We start from the raw sequence: 17,918 nt of genomic DNA, 5'->3' as shown, positions 1-17,918 counted from the left end.
GATCCCGGCCGGTTGGCAGCAAGCGTACTTTATAAGACTACAGTTACACAGATAAAAAGAGACTATGACTAAGCCATTCAAACGTTTGCTGCTGACCGGCGCTGCCGGCGGCCTGGGTAAGGTTCTGCGTGATCGCATCAAACCCTGGGCCGATGTAGTGGTGCTGTCCGACATCGCCGACCTGGGCGAAGCCCGGGAGGGCGAGGAAATCATCCAATGCGACCTGTCGGACAAGGCTGCGGTAATGCAGCTGCTCGAAGGCGTGGAAGCGGTGCTGCACTTCGGCGGCATCTCCACCGAGAACACGTTTGAAAACATCGTCCAGGCCAACATCATCGGCACCGCCAACCTGTACGAGGCGGCGCACAAGCACGGTACCCGCCGCATCATCTTCGCCAGCTCGAATCACACGGTGGGCTTCTACCGCAACACCGATTACATCGACGCCACCGCGCCCACCCGCCCGGACAGCTTCTATGGCGTGTCGAAATGCTTCGGCGAGCAGCTGGCCAGCTACTACTACGACCGCACCGGCCTGGAAACCGTCTGCCTGCGCATCGGCTCCTCGTTCCCGGAACCGGCCGACCGCCGCATGATGGTCACGTGGCTCAGCTACGACGACCTGGTGGAAGCGCTGCGCAGCTCCCTGTTCGCCACCCGCGTGGGCTTTACCATCCTGTTCGGCACGTCCGACAACGACGTGGCATGGTGGGACAACAGCAAGGCCTCGCACATCGGCTACCGCCCCAAGGACAGCTCGAAGCAGTTCGACGGCAAGTTCCCCGACAGCGGCGTGTACCCGGACCCGAACAGCTCCGTCACCTACCACGGCGGCGCCTTTGCGCTGGCGCCGATGCGTTTCAAGGACTAGCAGCCAGCACCACCGCGTTGTACACCGCATGGACCAGCATGGGCGCGAGCAGCGTCCTGCTGCGTTCATAGGCCCACGCCGCGCAGCAGCCCAGCACGAACACCGGCAGCATCGCCAGCGGCGGATGCACCACCGCGAAGATCGCCGCGCTCGCGGCGAGCGCCTGCCAGGCCGGTATCGATCGGCGCAAGCCGCCGTAGATCAGACCCCGGAAGATGAATTCTTCGCACAGCGGGGCCGCCACCACCGTCAACGCCATCATCCACAGCCCCGAATAGGCCACCGCATCGACGAGAGTATCGCCGGCCGGCAGCGGCACGTGCCACGCCTTGAGCGCGGCCAGGTACGCCAGCGCCACCGCGCAGGCCAATACACACGGCAGCACCGCGATTTTTATCGACGACCACCAGCCTGCGCCGCGCAGTATCGCCGGTACTTCGGTAGTTTTCGCGCGCCAGTAAACCAAACGCATCAGCACATACACCAGCAGGCCGGCAACGCCGAAGGCTATCGTCAATGCTGGTAGCGTGGCCTGCGGTTTGCCTTGCATTAGCAGCAGCGCAACGATGGCCTGCACGATGAAAAAGCCGGTGGCGGCGATCAGGCCGTCGGAGGCCGATACCCGCGCCGGCGGCGACGCGCCCGGGTCGAGCAGGTAGGGCAGGGCGTCGCGCGCCTTCTGCCACAGGGCCAGCGCCAGCGCTGCGCTCAGCACCATGATCACCAATTTCTGCGACCATACGCTGGTGTAGATCGACCACGTGTAAAAGCCGGCCAGCAGCAGGAACAGGTAGCTGTAGGTGGGGCGGATGCGCTTGTGCACTTCGATGGCCGTGGGGTCGCACGCGAACACGCCCAGCGCCACGGCGATGGTGGAATAGATCGGAATGCCGGCCAGCACGATCAAGAGCAGCACCAGCATCTGCCAGGTTGGCGTTGGCGCGGTGGCGAGGGTGAGCACAGCCACCATCAGCGGATAGACCAAGGCCAGCGCACCCCACAGCCGCGCCTTTTGCTTCAACACGCTTTCCACCGAATGGGGCACCGTGTACAGCAGCCACAGGGCGTTGCCTTCGTTGTTGAGGGTCTGGAAGGCCGACAGCATCAGCACATATACGCCGATGCCGAATGCAATCGCCGCCGCCACGGTCGGCATGGTGCCGAACTGGGAGAGGGTGTCCAGTTTGCCGTTGAACACCAGCTGGCTGCCCACCACGATCAGCGGCAGCACCAGGGTTTGCACCAGGAAGTTGCGGTCGCGCGCCAGCAGGCGCAGTTCGCGCCGCATCACCGGCGACAGCGGCAGGTGCAGGCCCGGCTTCTCCGGCTGCGTGGATGCGGCGGCTTTGCGACCGCTCTCGCGCACGCCCGAGCCGACCACGCCATGGCGCAGTTGCCGGCGCATCAGCGCCACTCCCAGCCACAGCAGCACGACCAGTTGCGCCGCCAGCAGCGCTGCCAGCATGGTCAATTGTTGCAGGCTTTGGGCTTGAATTGCCTGCAGCAGCACGCCGGGCGGCAGCCACAAGCCCCAGGCCGGAAAGCCGCGCGCCAGATCCATCACGAAGCTGCTGGCGGCGGGCATCGACAGCGCGAACACCAGGTACAGCATGGGCGCGTTCAGCAGCGAGAGCAGCGCCTGCAGGTTGCGCAACTGCGCTGCCGCCAGCCACAGGCGCACGCCGGTGTCGGCCAGCGTGTGCAGCAGCGCTGCCAGCGGCAGCAGCAGCGCGGTGGCCAGCACTGCGATCGGCACGGCGGTCCACTGGTAGCCGGAGTACCAGGCGATCATCGCGTACGGCGGAAACAGCGCGAAGATGCCGGACAGGTTGCTGGCGCTGCGTTCCACCAGCCGCCCCCACAGCAGGGTGGAACGCTCGACCGGCAGCGTCACCAGCCATTCCAGGTCCCAGTCCGGCTTGGCCAGTTCCTTGCCGGCCAGCGGCAGCAGCACCGCGATGGCAAACAGCGCAGTGAGCACCATCGCCAGGCCGCCCAGCAATGACGGATCGAATGGCGCCGCGTGCAGTTCGGCCGCTGCCGCCTCGAAGTTGAAGTAGCCGCGCCGGTCTGCGCCAGCCTGGGCGCAGGCGCCGCCGTCCACCAGCCGGCACTGCATATTGAGCACCGCCATGCGCGACATGTTCAGGCACACGAACAGCATCAGCACCGCCACGACGGCCGAGACGATCCACATGCCGTTGCGCTTGCCGCCGTTGGCGACGCGGGTGACGGGGGCGCCGGCCTTCGGAGGTTTCTTCTTGCGGGCGAACACGCTGCCGACCTGGTTGAGCTGGCGCCGCAGCCGCATCCTGGTCATCAGCCATATCGCGCGCGCCGGTGACGGCGGCGCATGCACCGCGTGCTGGTCACGCATGGCCGGCAGCCGCGTCGTCGGTAATCTTGAGGAACACATCCTCGAGCGAACCGCTGCTCGCCGCTTCGGCGCGAATATCGTCAAGCGTGCCGGTGGCAACCAGCTGGCCCCGGTGGATGATGCCCACGCGGTCGCACAGCTTTTCGGCCATGTCGAGCAAATGGGTGGAGACAAAAATGGTTACGCCGCGCGCGGCGGCAGCCAGCAGCAGTTCCTGCACATCGCGCGAGGCGCGCGGATCGAGGCCGTTGATCGGTTCGTCGAGGATCAGCACCACCGGGTCATGGATCAGCGCGCAGGCCAGGCCCAGTCGCTTCTTCATGCCCAGCGAGTAGTTGACCGCGTAGTCTTCGCCCGCTTCTGCCAGGCCGAAGTCGGCCAGCAGGCGCGCGCTGCGCGCTGCCGCCTCCGCGCGCGGATAGCCGTGCATCTCGGCCACAAAAGCCAGGATCTCGCGCCCGCGCAGGTAGTCGTAAAACACCGGCGTGTCGGGCAGGTAGCCCACCCGGCGCTTGACCTCGGCCGGCTGTGCGTGGCAATCGAAGCCGTCGATCAGCACCCGCCCGGCGCTGGGCACCAGGATGCCCATCATCATGCGGATGGTGGTGGTCTTGCCGGCACCGTTGGGGCCGAGGAAGCCGAACAGCTCCCCGCGCGGCACGGTCAGGTGCAACGGCTTGACGGCGTCAAAGGCGCCGTAGGTCTTGGATAAACCCTGGAATTCGATCATGGCAGCGCAGTCCCTATGCTCAATGCGCCGACTTTTGCACCATGGCGCTGCCCACGCCGTGGCGCCAGCCTTCGCTCACCGCCGTTACCGTGCCGTCTGGGTTGAACACCAGCGCGTTGGCGGCGCCGATTTCCTCGGGCTCCGTGCTCCAACGCTGGCCGCGTTGGGCCAGCGCCCGCGCCGCCGGCAGCGCGGCGTACCCCGGCTCGATATCGGTGGCCATGCCATTGCGTTCGGACAGGCGCGGCGCATCGACCGCCTGCGGCATGGTCAGGCCCAGGTCGATGTAATTGACGATGGTTTGCAGCACGGTGGTGATGATGGTGGCGCCGCCCGGGCTGCCGATCGAAAATGCCGGCTTGCCGTCCTTGAAGGCCAGCGTGGGCGACATGCTGCTGCGCGGACGCTTGCCCGCTTCCGGCACATTCGGCGCCGGACCGGTAAAGTCGAAATCGGTCAACTCGTTATTGAGCAGGAAGCCGTAACCCGGCACCACCATGCCGCTGCCGCCCCACGACTCGATGGTATAGGTGTACGAGACGATATTGCCGTCCTTGTCGGCGACCGTCAGGTGCGTGGTGTGGGCGCCCTCGGCCAGCAGCTTGGCGCTGGCGGGGCGCAGCGGCACGCTGGTGTCGTTCTGGAACGGATACGGATCGCCGGCCGGCGCGTGCAGCGTGGCGCGGGCCGGATCGATCGCTTCGCGGCGGCGCGCGGCGTAGTCCTTGCTCAGCAGGCCGGCTACCGGTGCCTCGACGAATTCCGGGTCGGCCAGGTAGGCGTTGCGGTCGGCAAAGGCCAAGCGGCTCGCTTCCAGGTACAGGTGCTCGGCCTGCTCGCGCGGCAGGGCTTTCAGGTCGTAGCCTTCGAGGATGTTGAGCGCTTCGGCAATCGCAATGCCGCCCGAGCCGGGCAGCGGCATGCCATAGATGTCGTAGCCACGATAGGTGCTGTGCACCGGCAGGCGCAGGCGTGCTTCGTAATTGGCCAGGTCGGCCATGCTCATGTTACCGGGACGGACGCTCATGCCCGCTGCCACCGTGGGACGGTTGACGGCATCGACCACGGCACGGCCCATCTTGCCGGTATAAAAAGCCTTGACGCCGCCGGCGCCCAGTTCGCGGTAAGCGCGCGCCAGGTCCGGGTTGCGCAGCACGCTGCCCGCCACCGGCGGCTTGCCGTTCTTGAGATAGATGGCGGCGGTGGCCGGGAATTTGCCGAACTTGTCGAGATTGATGCCGAGCAGCCGGGTGAAGTTGTCGTTGACGGTAAAGCCATCGGTGGCCACCTTGACGGCAGGTGCGAGCACCTGTTTGAGCGACATCGAGCCATAGCGGGTGAGCGCTTCATCCCAGCCGCGCACGGTGCCGGGCACACCGACCGACATGCCGCTGGCCACCACGGTCTCGAAATCGATCGGCTTGCCCTGGTCGAGGAATACGGTGGGCGTGAAACTGGCGGGCGCCGTTTCGCGGTGGTCGATGGTGATCACGCGCTTGTCTTTGGCCAGGTAGATCACCATGAAGCCGCCGCCGCCGATGCCGCAACTGAACGGATCGGTCACGCCCAGTGTGGCGGCGGCCGCCACTGCCGCATCGATAGCGTTGCCGCCTTGGTTGAGAATGGCAATCGCCGCTTTCGATGCCGGCTCGCTGATCGTGGCCACTGCCCCGCCGGTGCCGGTTGCCACCGGCGTCTTGGCCCAGGCTGGGGGCAGCGCCAGGGTGAGTATGATGGTGGGAATCAGCAGATGGCTGGCGGGGCGGGGGAATGGTGTCATGGAATAGGGGCGGGCGTTTGCCAGAAAGGAAGTTGGTTGCATCATCCTTAGCTTAACCGAAATTCCTGTCCAGTCGACGTGTTGATACATCGCATACTTCGACGGCGTGCATGCATCTCGGTGTGAGGGGTGGTGCTATATGTAATCAGATCTGAATACATATATACTCACCATAAAACCTGTCTTCAAGGCGTCATTTGCCTCATTTGTCAAAAAGCAGTCTCGACCGTTTCAGCTCGCGATTGTAGACATGGTGGAAAAGGGTATGTTCCAACCCGCATATTGGCGAGGCCAAGGCGGGCGATCTACAGGGAATGCGCGTGGTCAAATTTACTTTTCAACGCCAGCAATACCTGGTGGCTTACCGGCCTCCTTCTGCGGCCGAGATGTCGTTGGTCGGGGCGGCGAGGGAATCATTATCGATAGACTTTTATCAGTTGGGTACGCACGAGAATTTCTATGCGAACCTCAAAAAGTATTTGAAATCGCGAGGAACGTGATGGCGCAAGTTAACGCGGAAAGCTTATTTAAAAGTTTCAAGAAGTTGCCAGCCCAAGAGAGGGCGAGGTTTTTTTTCCTGCTGGCCGAGCCGGGAATTGATGCAGATAGCTACTCATACGAGCAGGTGTTTGGCCACTTGGCCGATGCGCGCTTCACTGCGGCCGAGGCGGCCGAGTACCTGGAAGTGTCGCTCCCAACCTTCCGCCGTTATGTGAGGCAGCAGAGTATTCGAGCCGTGGGCCAGGTTGGGCGCAGCCAGTTGTTTTCTACTAGAGAACTGAAAGCTTTCAAACGGTCGTTACAGCAGATCCGGAATCGCTGAGCGCAGACTTACGACGAATGCGCGGCCGGCGCTGCCGCCACGTTGCTGACCCGGATGCTGACCCGGTAATCGGGAATGATATCGTTCTTGGGCGGCACTGTTTGCGGCTCGACGCCGACCAGGGTGAAGGTCAGGCCGTCTTGTGTGACGCTGGTGGCGCCGTTGGGCATGCTGTCGGACAGGACGAAATTGCTGGTGGCGCCGTCCGGACGGGTGAGGCTGAAGCTGTAGCTGATATAGCCGGCCCAGACGCACACGGCGCCTTCGCGGCAGCGGCTGTCGTTGACGCGGTCGAGGCGCACGACAGGGGCGACCAGCGTGCCTGCCTTGCCGCTGGCAGCGGGCTGGGCGGCTGGCGTGATCATGGCGCTGGCGCCTTGCGCCAGCACGTAAGTGGTGTTGAACGGTTGCGGCGTGGAAGCGGCGCGGCTGGTGCCGGATGCCGAACCACAGGCATACAGCCCGGCCATCACGACCGTCAGCAGGGGCAGGACGATCAGCTGGCGCAAAATGGATTTCTTCATCTTGACCTCTCTGAATATTGTGGTTAAAAATCTTAACAAAACTATCATTTGTGTGTCGCACGGTTAAGCTGCGGTGACGGCGTGACGGCTCAGGGGCAAACAAACCCCACCGGCAGCGCCCAAGCTGCGTAGAATGTCGGCACTTAGCAAACACTCACAGGGAATTACCATGCGCAAGACCGAACTGGCCAAGGCCGATGCCAAAAAAATCATGGGCAAAATGTCGGCGGGCCACGCGTCCAGCTTCGGCAAGGCGCCGGAAGTGATCGACAAGCGCGAACAGCGCCGCCGCGACCAGGCCCTGGGCCTGGTGCCGTTTGCCGTCAAATTGAATAGCGACCTGGTTGCGCAATTAAATGCACAAGCAACGGCGCGTGGCATTGATATGAATCAGCTGGTGGGCGAATTGTTGGCGAAAAGCCTGGCTGAATAAGAAACTGCTACCCCGTACGCGGTCAGCGTGACGCGGGTTTTATTGCTTGGTGTCGGACCCGCTGGGCCCGACACCGGCTGGCAGTGCGGATTAAACGTAAGCCGCCAGCGAACCCTTCATTTTCTTCAACGCTGCCGACTCGATCTGGCGGATGCGCTCGGCCGATACGCCGAACTCTTCCGCCAGCGTGTGCAGCGTGGCGCCCGAGCCGTCGTCGTTGGCCAGCCAGCGCGCTTCGACGATGCGACGCGAGCGGGCGTCGAGCTTGCCCAGCGCCTGCTCCAGGCCTTCCGATTGCAGGCGCGTGACTTGCTCCGCTTCCAGCACCCGGGTCGGTTCCGATTGCTCGGACGACAGATAGGCGATCGGCGCGAACTTGTCGTCTTCGTCGTCGGTTGGCGACTCCAGCGCGATGTCGCGACCGCTGAGACGGGTTTCCATCTCGATTACTTCTTCACGCTTGACGTCGAGCATCTTCGCCAGGCTATCCACTTGCGCCGGGCTCATTGCATCGAGGCCGGTCTTGTGGCTGCGCAGGTTGAAGAACAGCTTGCGCTGGGCCTTGGTGGTGGCCACCTTGACCAGGCGCCAGTTTTTCAGGATGTACTCATGCATCTCGGCCTTGATCCAGTGCATGGCGTACGACACCAGGCGCACGTTCTGGTCGGGGTCGAAACGCTTGACCGCCTTCATCAGGCCGATATTACCTTCCTGGATCAGATCGGCATGCGGCAAACCGTAACCGAGGTAGCCACGGGCGATCGATACCACCAGGCGCAGGTGCGACAGCACCAGTTGCTGCGCAGCGGCCAGATCGTTGCTTTCCTTGAGGCGTTTACCCAGCGATACCTCATCGGCGTGCGTCAACATCGGCAGGCGGTTGACAGCCGAAATATAGGCGTCCAGGTTCCCCAGGTTGCCAGTGAACCCGAGTCCCAAAGCACTGTTGTTGGCAGCGGCCAACGAGGTCGTTGCGGACATCATAGTCATTTTCATTTCCTTCGCTCGATGATTGCTGGTTGCTACAAAGACATTGATTAGCTCTGCAGTGTTCATATATTAGCACTCTCTGTCCGAGAGTGCCAATCGCTGCAAATCTATGGCCTTGATAGTAAATTTGCTATGAGCTTGATGAAGCTCATCGCTTCCATGTATGAAGTGTGCGCGTTGCAGCTTAGACTGGACTTAATCTCGTGCCTATGCTGAGGGGAGGGGCTTGGGAAGTCGGTGCGCGGCCGCACCTGAGGGGGCCGCAACCAGGCGGTTGCGGCGGCGGGAGATTATTGCACGCGCGCCAGGTGGCGCTGCACCGACAGGACGGCGCCGATCAGGCCCAGCCCGGCGGACAGGGCCAGCAAACCGGCCATCAGCGGCGCAGAGAGCGGCGTCAGCTGGAATTCCGACGCATACAGGCGCGCGAACTCGGCAATTGCTGCATTGAGCGGGCGCAGCGCCAGTGCCACCGCGCCCAGGGCCAGCGCGCCCGAGCACAGGCCCAGCAGCGCACCGGTGTAATAGAAGGGGCGGTGGATGAAGCTGTCGGTGGCGCCGATCAGCTTGGAAACCTGGATTTCCTCGCGCTGGGTCAGCACCTGCAAACGGATGGTGTTGAACACCACGGCCACCACCACCGTGCCCAGCGTGGCCGCCAGCAGCAGCGCCAGGCGCAGGATGCCCAGCAGGGCGGCCAGGCGCTTGACCCAGGCCGAATCGACTTGCACCGTATCGACCCCGGGCAGCTCGCGGATCTGCTCGGCCAGCACATCCACGTCGCCGCCGGACTCGGCCAGGCGGAACGCATCGAGCTTTAGCACATAGCTGTCCGGCAAGGGGTTTTCGCCCAGGGTGGTCAGTACGTCGGCCAGGCCGCTTTTTTCCTTGAGCGTCTCCAGCGCCTTTTCGCGCTCGGTGAAAATGATCTTGGCCTGCTTGTCGGGCACGGCCTGGCGCAGCAGCACGGCCAGTTCTTCGGCTTGCTGGCGCGGCGTATCCTGCTTGAGGAAGATGCTCAGCTCGGGATCGACCGACAACTGTTCGGACATCGGGCGCACATTGTCGAGCAGGGTGGCGCCCATGAACGGCAGCGCCAGCGCAATCGCCACCACTAATATATTGAACAGAAAACTTCCCGGCGCACGGCGCAGGTGCACCAGCGCGACCGACAGCGCGTAATGGTGCTGGCGGAACCAGTAAGTCATGGCGCCACCTCCAGTTGACCATGGTTGAGCCGGATCACGCGTGCGGCCGCGTCCAGCATCTGCTCGTCGTGGCTGGAAATGAGGCAGGTCACGCCCACCGAGTGGAACGCCTTGAGTGCATCGAGCACCTTGTTGGCGCTGGCACGGTCGAGGTTGGCAGTGGGTTCGTCGGCCAGGATCACCTGCGGCCGGTTGACGATGGCGCGAGCGATCGACACGCGCTGCTGCTCGCCGCCGGACAGGGCCAGCGGCTGGGCGCTGGCGCGCTCGAGCAGGCCCACCTTGTCGAGCGCGGCGCGGGCGCGCTGCTCGGCTTCGCGATGCGACGAGCCGGTGACCAGCAGTGGCAGCATCACGTTGGCCAGGATGGTACGGTCGGTGAGCAGGCGCTGCTGCTGGAAGATCAGGCCCAGCTTGCGGCGCAGGAACGGCACGGCCGATGAGCGGATGCGCGAAATATCCTGGCCGTTGACGATCACCTGGCCCGCCGTGGGACGTTCCACGGCGGCGATCATTTTCAGCAGGGTGGACTTGCCGGCGCCGGACGGGCCGGCCAGGAACACCAGTTCGCCCTTGTCAACGTTGAACGAGAGGTCGCGCAGCGCCACCGCATCGGGGGAGTACTGCTTGGAGACGTTGCGGAATTCGATCATTCTGATGGTGTGGTTATCCGTGATTAGCCGAGCAGCGCTTCAACAAACTCGGCCGCGACAAACGGCTGCAAGTCTTCGATTTTTTCACCGATGCCAATGAAGTACACGGGCACCGGGCGTACGCGGGCGATGGCAGCGAGCACGCCGCCCTTGGCAGTGCCGTCCAGCTTGGTAATGACCAGGCCGGTCAGCTTGAGGGCGTCGTCGAACGCTTTCACTTGCGCCAGCGCATTTTGCCCGGTATTGCCGTCGATGACCAACAAGGTTTCGTGTGGTGCGCCGTCCATGCCCTTGCCGATCACGCGCTGGACCTTTTTCAATTCTTCCATCAGGTGCAACTGGGTGGGCAGGCGGCCGGCGGTGTCGATCATCACCACGTCGAGGCCGCGCGCCTTGCCCGACTGCACCGCATCAAACGACACGGCGGCCGGATCGCCGGACGCCTGCGAGATCACGGTAATGTTGTTGCGCTGGCCCCAGACCATCAGTTGCTCGCGGGCGGCGGCGCGGAATGTGTCGCCGGCGGCCAGCAGCACCGACTGGCCGTTCGACTGCATGTGCTTGGCCAGCTTGCCGATGGTGGTGGTCTTGCCGGCGCCATTGACGCCCGAGATCATCATCACCATCGGCTGGTGGCGGCCCAGTTCGAACGGCTTTTGCAGCGGCAGCAGCAGTTCGGTCAGCAATTGCTTGAGCGCGGCCTTGACGGCGGCCGCATCGAGCAGCTTGTCTTCCTTGACCTTGCGCTTGAGCGCAGTCAGCAGGTACTCGGTGGCATCGACACCGGCATCGGCCATTAAAAGTGCTGCTTCGAGCTCGTCGTACAGGTCGTCGTCGATCTTGGCGCCGACGAACAGCAGCGACAGGTTGCTCGACGTCTTGGACAATCCCGCCTTCAGGCGCGACATCCATGATTGCTTTTGTGCCGGCTCCTCGATCGGCAGCAGGTCAGGCAGGTCGGACGTGACAACAGCGGCCGGCGTGGCCGGAACCGGAACCGGCGCCGGAGCGGACACCTGCGGCACTTCAGGGGCGACAGGTTTTTTCTTGAAGAAACTAAACATAGGTGGTTGGGGCGCTTCAAGCTGATGCCCGGCCAGGCCGGACATGGGAGGAAATGATGCTATTTTACCAGAGCGCGTGCGGCGGACCGCAGCCCTTGCAATGAAGCCGGCAGTCATCGTCGGAAACTGTTCCGCATGAGTTTTGCTCATATGCAAGGCGGCGTTTTCGGTGCGTCGCGCCCCTGTTTGGGGCGGTAAGCGCACGAAGTGGTGCAGTTTTTGTGGCTACGGCGCAACAGGTAGCATTTACTTACAAAATGCTGATATGTCCCTCAAAGTTGCATTTGGAACAGAAGTTAACCCTGTCACACGCCTGTAATACCGGTTTCAAAGTTGGTTTTTGACACTTCCGGGGATATTTCAGCGGCAAACCAGATGACAAGTTGTAAGCTTATTAGCAATGAGTTGGGGGTTAACACGAGCTCTTCGTTATAAAATAGCGTGGTAAATAGCAATGTAGCTATTTTTACTTGGTCCGACCACGATGTAGTAGCTGGTGCATGACATGGCACAGTGACACAGGCAGGCCGCACAACGGACTGCCAAGTCATGTTCATCGTGCGGAAAAAACGGGGCTGGTTCGCTTGCTCGGCATGAAATATTGCGATGCGATAAAATACGGGCGTTTTGGATGTCTGGCAAGCACGACAACGGGGCAATATGAACGTTTTTGTACCAGCCAAATAACCAAGCAGCTGTAGAGTACCGCCTCCGGTGCCGATAGCGCCACGGTAAGCAAGCAGTGGCTGCTGGGGAGTAAGCCCTCACGCACAAACGGCGTCCGAGCAGGCGTCGATAAGCAACCGAATTGAGCCGCACTACTAGCTTTACCTTTTGATAGCAATACAACTGAAGGAAATAAAGAATGAAAAAATCCCTGATCTCCATCGCCATCCTGGGCGCCCTGAGCAACGTCGCAATGGCGCAATCGAACGTTACCCTGTACGGTATCGTCGATGCCGGTATCGTCGCTGAACGTGGCGGTATCAACGGTAACGTTACCAAACTGGGTAGCGGCACCGCTTCGGCTTCGCGTATCGGTTTCAAAGGCACTGAAGACCTGGGTGGCGGTCTGAACGCTATCTTCAAGCTGGAAGCCGGCGTAAAAACCGATGACGGCGCACTGGACAACAGCACCAACCGTCTGTTCAATCGCGAAGCTTATGTTGGTCTGAGCTCGAAAACTGCCGGTACCCTGACCCTGGGTCGTCAGTACACCCCTTACTACGAAGTTCTGCGCGACGTGGGTGACCCGTTCGCAATGGGCATGGCCGGTACCGCCAAAAACTTGTTCCCAGTGGGCTCGACCAGCGCCGTGGCTAACGTCACGACCGGCACCCGCAACGACAACGCTGTTGTGTACAAAACCCCTAGCTACTACGGTTTCTCGGGTTCGGTTTCGTACAGCCTGGGCGAACAAGCTGGCGATTCGGGCGCGCAGCGTCAAATCGGCGCATCGGGTCTGTACACCAATGGCGACCTGAACGTTGGTATCGCGTACAACACGCACAACAACGACACCGCGACCAATCCTAACCTGCGTAACGGCCACAACACCCTGGTTGCTGCCAACTACAACTTCAAGGTTGTCAAAGCTTACGTTGCTTACGGCAACAACAAGGGTCTGAACAGCTCGAACGTTGCAGTGCCTAACGCATACAGCAATCTTCCTTACGGCAACTCGGAAAACACCGTCAACGCACTGGTTGGTCTGACCGCACCAGTGGGCGACGCCGGCACCGTGATGGCTTCGTACACCCGCAAAAACGACAAAGATCCGCTGAACCGCGATGCTACCCAACTGGCTGTCGGTTACTCGTACGCGCTGTCGAAGCGCACCAGCACCTATGTTGCTTTCGCTAAAATCAACAACAAGAACGGCGCTGCTTACACCGTTGGTAACAACACCGAAAGCGGTACGGGCGACAAAGCGTTCAACCTGGGCGTAAAACACTCGTTCTAATCTGATTTTTCAGATTTAGAATCCACAACGGCTGCCTGGTGCAGCCGTTGTTCTTTTGGGAAAGCGATCAACGAATGAAGAACCGACAACGTGCGCTGCTGGCCGGCGCTCTGCTGCTGGCATCGTGCGCGGTGCTGGCTGCGCCCAAGGCGTCCGGCACGCGCAAGGCCGCCGACGAGCGCGGTTTGCCGCGTTACGGCATGCTGGTGTTTTCCGACCTGTGCATCAACGCCGACAGCGGCGAGTTCGGCGGCCAGCGCATCACCTTGCAGCGGTTTAACGAAGTCGATACCGTGCTGTACGAATACACGGCCGGCGGCATCAGCTGGCCGGTGGTGGCCAGCGACGTCAATATCGACCCGCGCGGCAGGCAGATGTACTTCACCGTGGAGCCGCCGGGAGAAGATGAGCGCACCATCAGCGGCAAGATCGTCGACGGTGGCAAGGCGCTGGTGCTTGACGGCGGCTACTGCGGCGACGCCACGCTGCCGATGCGGCTGCCGCTGGTGACCGACTTCGGCCGCAAGGCCGGCGTGTGCCGCGTTTGCCCGCTGCCAAAAGAGCAGAAGGATGCGCCAGCCGTCGAGAACGGCGGCGCCTGAGATTAGTTGCCTTTCCTGGCCGCTTGAGCGGCCTGGGCCGTGTTGCGGATGGTGGTCAGCGTCGCTCCTGGCGTAATCAGTTCGCCGTCATACCGCAGTTCTATCAGCGCCGGCAGCTGTTTCTCATCGGCCCACGCCAGCGCGCGCGCCAGCGCGGGCGCGAATTGCGCCGTCGCAGTCACCACCTCGCCATGGCCGCCATAGGCCACCGCCAGCGCCGCGAAGTCTGGGTTGTGCAACTCCGTGCCCGACACGCGGCCCGGGTAATCGCGCTCCTGGTGCATGCGGATGGTGCCGAACATGCCATTGTTAAACACGATCACCACCACGCCCGCGCGGTACTGCACCGCCGTAGCCAGCTCCTGGCCGTTCATCATGTATTCGCCGTCGCCGGCAAAGGTGATCACGGTGCGGGCCGGGTCGATGATCTTGGCCGCCACGCCGGCCGGCACGCTGTAGCCCATGGCGCCGCTGGTGGGCGCGAGCTGGGTGCGCATGCCGCCGTAGCGGTGGAAGCGGTGCGCCCAGGTGGCGTAGTTGCCGGCGCCATTGGTGATGATGACGTCGTGCGGGGCGATGCGGTCGATGTCCTGCACCACCTGCCACAGGTCGAGCGGCGCGCTGCCGTCCTGGAAGATCGGCGGCTGTTGCTGCCAGGCGGCCAGGTCGGCGCGGGCGGCCGCCACGCTGGCGCGCCAGGCATCGCTGTTGAGTGGTTCGAGTGCGGCCAGCATGGCGGCAAATTGCGGCATGCCGCTGTTGATCATCAACTCGGCCTGGTACACGCTGCCCAGTTCCTCGGCGTCCGCGTGGACATGCACCAGGCGCTGCTGCGGCACCGGCGCGGCCAGCAGGCCGTAGCCGCCGGTGGTCATCTCGCCCAGGCGCGGGCCGATGGCAACGATCACGTCGGCCTCGCGCACGCGCTGGGCCAGCACCGGGTTGATGCCGATGCCGACGTCGCCGGCGTAATTCGGGTGGTCGTTGTCGAGCAGGTCCTGGAAGCGGAACGCGCATGCCACCGGCAAGTCGTTGATTTCCGCAAAGCGGCGCAGGTCGGCGCATGCCGGTTCGGTCCAGCCGCCGCCGCCGATCAGGAGCAGCGGGCGCTGCGCACCTTCCAGCATGGCGCGGACGGTGGCCATTTGCGCGGTCGATGGCGACGCCTGCACCGGCTGGTAGCGGCGTGTATCGGCGACTGCGGCCAGGGTGGTGAGCATGTCCTCGGGCAGGGCCAGCACCACCGGGCCGGGACGGCCGCTGGTAGCGACCTGGAACGCGCGCGCCAGGTATTCGGGGATGCGGTCGGCGCGATCGATCTGCGCTACCCACTTGACCATCTGGCCGAACATGCGGCGGTAGTCGATTTCCTGGAACGCTTCGCGGTCGATGAAGTCGCTGCCCACCTGGCCGATGAACAGGATCATCGGCGTCGAATCCTGGTACGCGGTGTGCACGCCGATCGAGGCGTTGGTGGCGCCCGGCCCCCGCGTCACAAAACAGATCCCGGGACGGCCCGTCATCTTGCCGTAGGCATCGGCCATGAAGGCGGCGCCGCCTTCCTGGCGGTTGATGATGAAGCGGATGCCGGAGTCGTGCAGCGCGTCGAGCACGTCGAGGTAGCTTTCGCCGGGCACGCCGAAGGCGGTATCGACGCCGTGGATCTGGAGGGCGTCGACCAGGATCTGGCCGCCGCTGCGGGTGGGGTGCGTCATGGTAGGAGGCCTTGTCAGGTGGTGGTGCGTCATTCTAAGACGGCGCCACGGCGCGGGCTTTAACAATGGCGACATCAAATTCGGAATTGGCGGCATGGACTGGTACAATACCGCCTGAAGCAAGCCAGACAGCCGCTGGCCAGCGCGTAATGCCTGGCGGGAGGAAGGTCCGGACTCCACAGAGCGGGGTGACGGTTAACGGCCGTCCGCCGAAAGCCTTTGCTGGCGCAAGCCGGCGAGGTATAAGGCGAGGAACAGGGCCACAGAGACGAGCGTATTAAGTTACGGTGAAACGCGGTAACCTCCACCTGGTGCAATTCCAAATAGGCACGCGATGATGCTGCTCGCGGAGCGTGCGGGTAGGAAGCTTGAGCGCTGGAGTAATCCAGCGCCTAGAGGAATGGCTGTCATAGCGCGGTTCTGCCGCGCCGTAACAAAATCCGGCCTATCGGCTTGCTTCAACTAATGACCATGCGGCGCCTGCCGGATCGACGCGACGCCGCGCCGACCGGGGGACGCCGATGAAACACTACATACTTGCCCTGGACCAGGGCACCACCAGCTCGCGCGCCATCGTATTCGACCACGCCGGCCACATCTGCGGCAGCGCGGCGACCGAATATCCCCAGCATTTCCCCCATCCGGGCTGGGTCGAACACGATCCGCAGGACATCTGGCGCAGCCAGCTCGAGGTCGCCCGCCAGGTCTTGCGCGACAACCACATCGACCCGCGCCAGATCCTTGCCATCGGCATTGCCAACCAGCGCGAAACCACCATGGTGTGGGACCGCGCGACGGGCGAGCCGATCGCCCCGGCCATCGTCTGGCAGGACCGCCGCACGGCCGATACCTGCGACGCCCTGCGCGCAGCGGGCAAGGACCGCGTGATCAAGGCCGCCACCGGGCTGGAACTGGACGCCTATTTCTCTGCCACCAAGCTGAAATGGCTGCTCGACCACGTACCCGGCGCGCGCGACCGCGCGCGGCGCGGCGAACTGGCGTTCGGCACCATCGACAGCTGGCTGGCGTTCCAGCTGACCGGCCGCCACGTGACCGACGTCGGCAACGCGTCGCGCACCATGCTGTTCAACATCCACCTGCTGCGCTGGGACAGCGATATGCTGGCGCTGTTCGACATTCCCGAGGAGTTGCTGCCGCAGGTGGTGTCGTCGAGCGAGGAAATCGGCACTACCAGGCCCGAGCTGTTCGGCGTGCCGATACCGGTGGCCGGCATCGCCGGCGACCAGCAGGCCGCCACCTTCGGCCAGGCCTGCCTGCAGCCGGGCATGGCCAAGAATACCTATGGCACCGGCTGCTTCATGCTGATGCACCTGGGCCGCCACCCGGTGGCCTCGCACAACCGCCTGCTCACCACCGTGGGTTGGCGCGTCGACGGCGAGACCGATTACCTGATGGAGGGCAGCGTGTTCATGGGCGGCGCCACGGTGCAGTGGCTGCGCGACGGCCTGGGCCTGATCCGGCAGTCGAGCGAGGTCGAGGCGCTCGCTGCCAGTGTGCCCGACAGCGGCGGCGTGTTCCTGGTGCCGGCCTTTGTCGGCCTGGGCGCGCCGCACTGGGACCCGTACGCGCGCGGCGCCCTGGTGGGCCTGAGCCGGGGCAGCCATCGCGGCCATATCGCCCGCGCCGCGCTCGAGGCGATCGCCTACCAAAGCGCCGAGCTGATGATCGCCATGCAGCGCGACGTGGCCGCGTCGCACCGCGACTTCACCCTCACCGAGGTGCGTGCCGATGGCGGCGCCGCCCGCAATGACCTCCTGATGCAGTTCCAGGCCGATCTGCTGGGCGTGCCGGTGGTGCGTCCGCAGGTGACCGAAACCACGGCGCTGGGCGCGGCCTACCTGGCCGGGCTGGCGGTGGGCTACTGGGACAGCCGCGAGGAGGTGGCGGCGCAATGGGCCTGCGAGCGGCGCTTCGAGCCGGCCATGGGCGATGACCAGCGCCAGGCCTTGCTGGCGACCTGGGGCAGGGCGGTCGCGCGTTCACGCGACTGGCACCGAGACCTGGAAAATTAATACTTAATTAACTTTTCCGAGCCCGAAGAACCGGAAAATCGTGCTGCCGGACGGCCAGTCATGTCGCCCGGCGACGCACCGGTTGAAATAATATGTATAGACAACTTGAACTAAATGGTATGTTAATCTGACTAACCAGGACAGCTTGCCGG

At 63.3% G+C, this 17,918-nt stretch carries 16 protein-coding genes and 1 other RNA gene; 8 read left to right on the top strand and 9 right to left on the bottom strand.

The features are described 5' to 3' along the window. Positions 1-64: 64 nt before the first annotated feature. Positions 65-871 (top strand): NAD-dependent epimerase/dehydratase family protein, encoded by an 807-nt coding sequence (locus SR858_RS21940; protein WP_026637209.1) that lies wholly within the window; start codon positions 65-67, stop codon positions 869-871. Here SR858_RS21940 and SR858_RS21935 read toward each other — a convergent pair. The 3 genes from SR858_RS21935 to ggt are packed head-to-tail and all read right to left on the bottom strand — an operon-like array spanning position 861 to position 5,758. After that, the gene (locus tag SR858_RS21935) at positions 861-3,248 is read right to left on the bottom strand and encodes a type II CAAX endopeptidase family protein (protein ID WP_019921408.1); all 2,388 of its coding nucleotides are present in this window, start codon (positions 3,246-3,248) and stop codon (positions 861-863) included. The two genes, SR858_RS21940 and SR858_RS21935, sit on opposite strands and share 11 nt — an antisense overlap. Further along, complete coding sequence (locus SR858_RS21930) at positions 3,241-3,978, bottom strand: ABC transporter ATP-binding protein (protein WP_019921409.1); 738 nt, start codon at positions 3,976-3,978, stop codon at positions 3,241-3,243. The genes SR858_RS21935 and SR858_RS21930 overlap by 8 nt, the downstream gene beginning before the upstream one ends. A gap of 19 nt (positions 3,979-3,997) precedes the next feature. Further along, a complete protein-coding gene (ggt, locus tag SR858_RS21925; protein WP_019921410.1) occupies positions 3,998-5,758 on the bottom strand; it encodes a gamma-glutamyltransferase in 1,761 nt (586 codons plus the stop codon). A 314-nt stretch (positions 5,759-6,072) separates the two neighbouring features. Here ggt and SR858_RS21920 point away from each other — a divergent pair, with 314 nt between their 5' ends. Both SR858_RS21920 and SR858_RS21915 read left to right on the top strand, forming a co-directional pair. Then, positions 6,073-6,258, top strand: coding sequence for a type II toxin-antitoxin system RelE/ParE family toxin (locus SR858_RS21920; protein WP_019921411.1), 186 nt, complete (start codon positions 6,073-6,075; stop codon positions 6,256-6,258). After that, entirely contained in the window at positions 6,258-6,581 is a 324-nt protein-coding gene (locus SR858_RS21915) for a helix-turn-helix domain-containing protein (protein WP_019921412.1), read from the top strand. Before SR858_RS21920 ends, SR858_RS21915 begins: the two co-directional genes overlap by 1 nt. An 8-nt stretch (positions 6,582-6,589) precedes the next feature. Here the strand turns inward: SR858_RS21915 and SR858_RS21910 are convergent, their stop codons facing one another. Beyond that, entirely contained in the window at positions 6,590-7,105 is a 516-nt protein-coding gene (locus SR858_RS21910) for a hypothetical protein (RefSeq protein ID WP_019921413.1), read from the bottom strand. A 169-nt stretch (positions 7,106-7,274) separates the two neighbouring features. On the opposite strand from SR858_RS21910, the gene SR858_RS21905 reads away from it, so the two are divergent. Continuing rightward, positions 7,275-7,538 (top strand): hypothetical protein, encoded by a 264-nt coding sequence (locus tag SR858_RS21905; protein ID WP_019921414.1) that lies wholly within the window; start codon positions 7,275-7,277, stop codon positions 7,536-7,538. A gap of 90 nt (positions 7,539-7,628) precedes the next feature. Here SR858_RS21905 and rpoH read toward each other — a convergent pair whose 3' ends face one another. From rpoH to ftsY, 4 genes are all read right to left on the bottom strand, one after another. Further along, entirely contained in the window at positions 7,629-8,528 is a 900-nt protein-coding gene (gene rpoH / locus SR858_RS21900) for an RNA polymerase sigma factor RpoH (RefSeq protein ID WP_026637211.1), read from the bottom strand. 290 nt (positions 8,529-8,818) lie between these two features. After that, a complete protein-coding gene (ftsX, locus tag SR858_RS21895; protein ID WP_019921416.1) occupies positions 8,819-9,736 on the bottom strand; it encodes a permease-like cell division protein FtsX in 918 nt (305 codons plus the stop codon). Next, complete coding sequence (gene ftsE / locus SR858_RS21890; protein ID WP_019921417.1) at positions 9,733-10,389, bottom strand: cell division ATP-binding protein FtsE; 657 nt, start codon at positions 10,387-10,389, stop codon at positions 9,733-9,735. The genes ftsX and ftsE overlap by 4 nt, the downstream gene beginning before the upstream one ends. A gap of 23 nt (positions 10,390-10,412) precedes the next feature. Next, entirely contained in the window at positions 10,413-11,453 is a 1,041-nt protein-coding gene (ftsY, locus tag SR858_RS21885; protein WP_019921418.1) for a signal recognition particle-docking protein FtsY, read from the bottom strand. An 865-nt stretch (positions 11,454-12,318) separates the two neighbouring features. Between ftsY and SR858_RS21880 the strand changes: the two genes are divergently transcribed. Next, positions 12,319-13,416 carry a porin gene (locus tag SR858_RS21880; RefSeq protein WP_019921419.1) on the top strand — a complete coding sequence of 366 codons (1,098 nt, stop codon included), beginning with the start codon at positions 12,319-12,321 and terminating at the stop codon, positions 13,414-13,416. 74 nt (positions 13,417-13,490) lie between these two features. Next, positions 13,491-14,018, top strand: coding sequence for a hypothetical protein (locus SR858_RS21875; protein ID WP_019921420.1), 528 nt, complete (start codon positions 13,491-13,493; stop codon positions 14,016-14,018). 2 nt (positions 14,019-14,020) lie between these two features. Here SR858_RS21875 and SR858_RS21870 read toward each other — a convergent pair whose 3' ends face one another. Continuing rightward, positions 14,021-15,733, bottom strand: coding sequence for a thiamine pyrophosphate-binding protein (locus SR858_RS21870; RefSeq protein WP_019921421.1), 1,713 nt, complete (start codon positions 15,731-15,733; stop codon positions 14,021-14,023). Between the two features lie 116 nt (positions 15,734-15,849). Here SR858_RS21870 and rnpB point away from each other — a divergent pair. Continuing rightward, an RNA gene (rnpB, locus tag SR858_RS21865) (RNase P RNA component class A) lies at positions 15,850-16,197 on the top strand. Between the two features lie 57 nt (positions 16,198-16,254). Further along, positions 16,255-17,766, top strand: coding sequence for a glycerol kinase GlpK (gene glpK / locus SR858_RS21860; RefSeq protein ID WP_019921422.1), 1,512 nt, complete (start codon positions 16,255-16,257; stop codon positions 17,764-17,766). Positions 17,767-17,918: the final 152 nt, after the last annotated feature.

The sequence above is a fragment of the Duganella zoogloeoides genome (assembly GCF_034479515.1).
GTDB lineage: Bacteria > Pseudomonadota > Gammaproteobacteria > Burkholderiales > Burkholderiaceae_D > Rugamonas > Rugamonas zoogloeoides.
The sequence above is the reverse complement of the archived record's forward strand: the minus strand, read 5'-3'. Positions and strand labels throughout refer to the sequence as shown.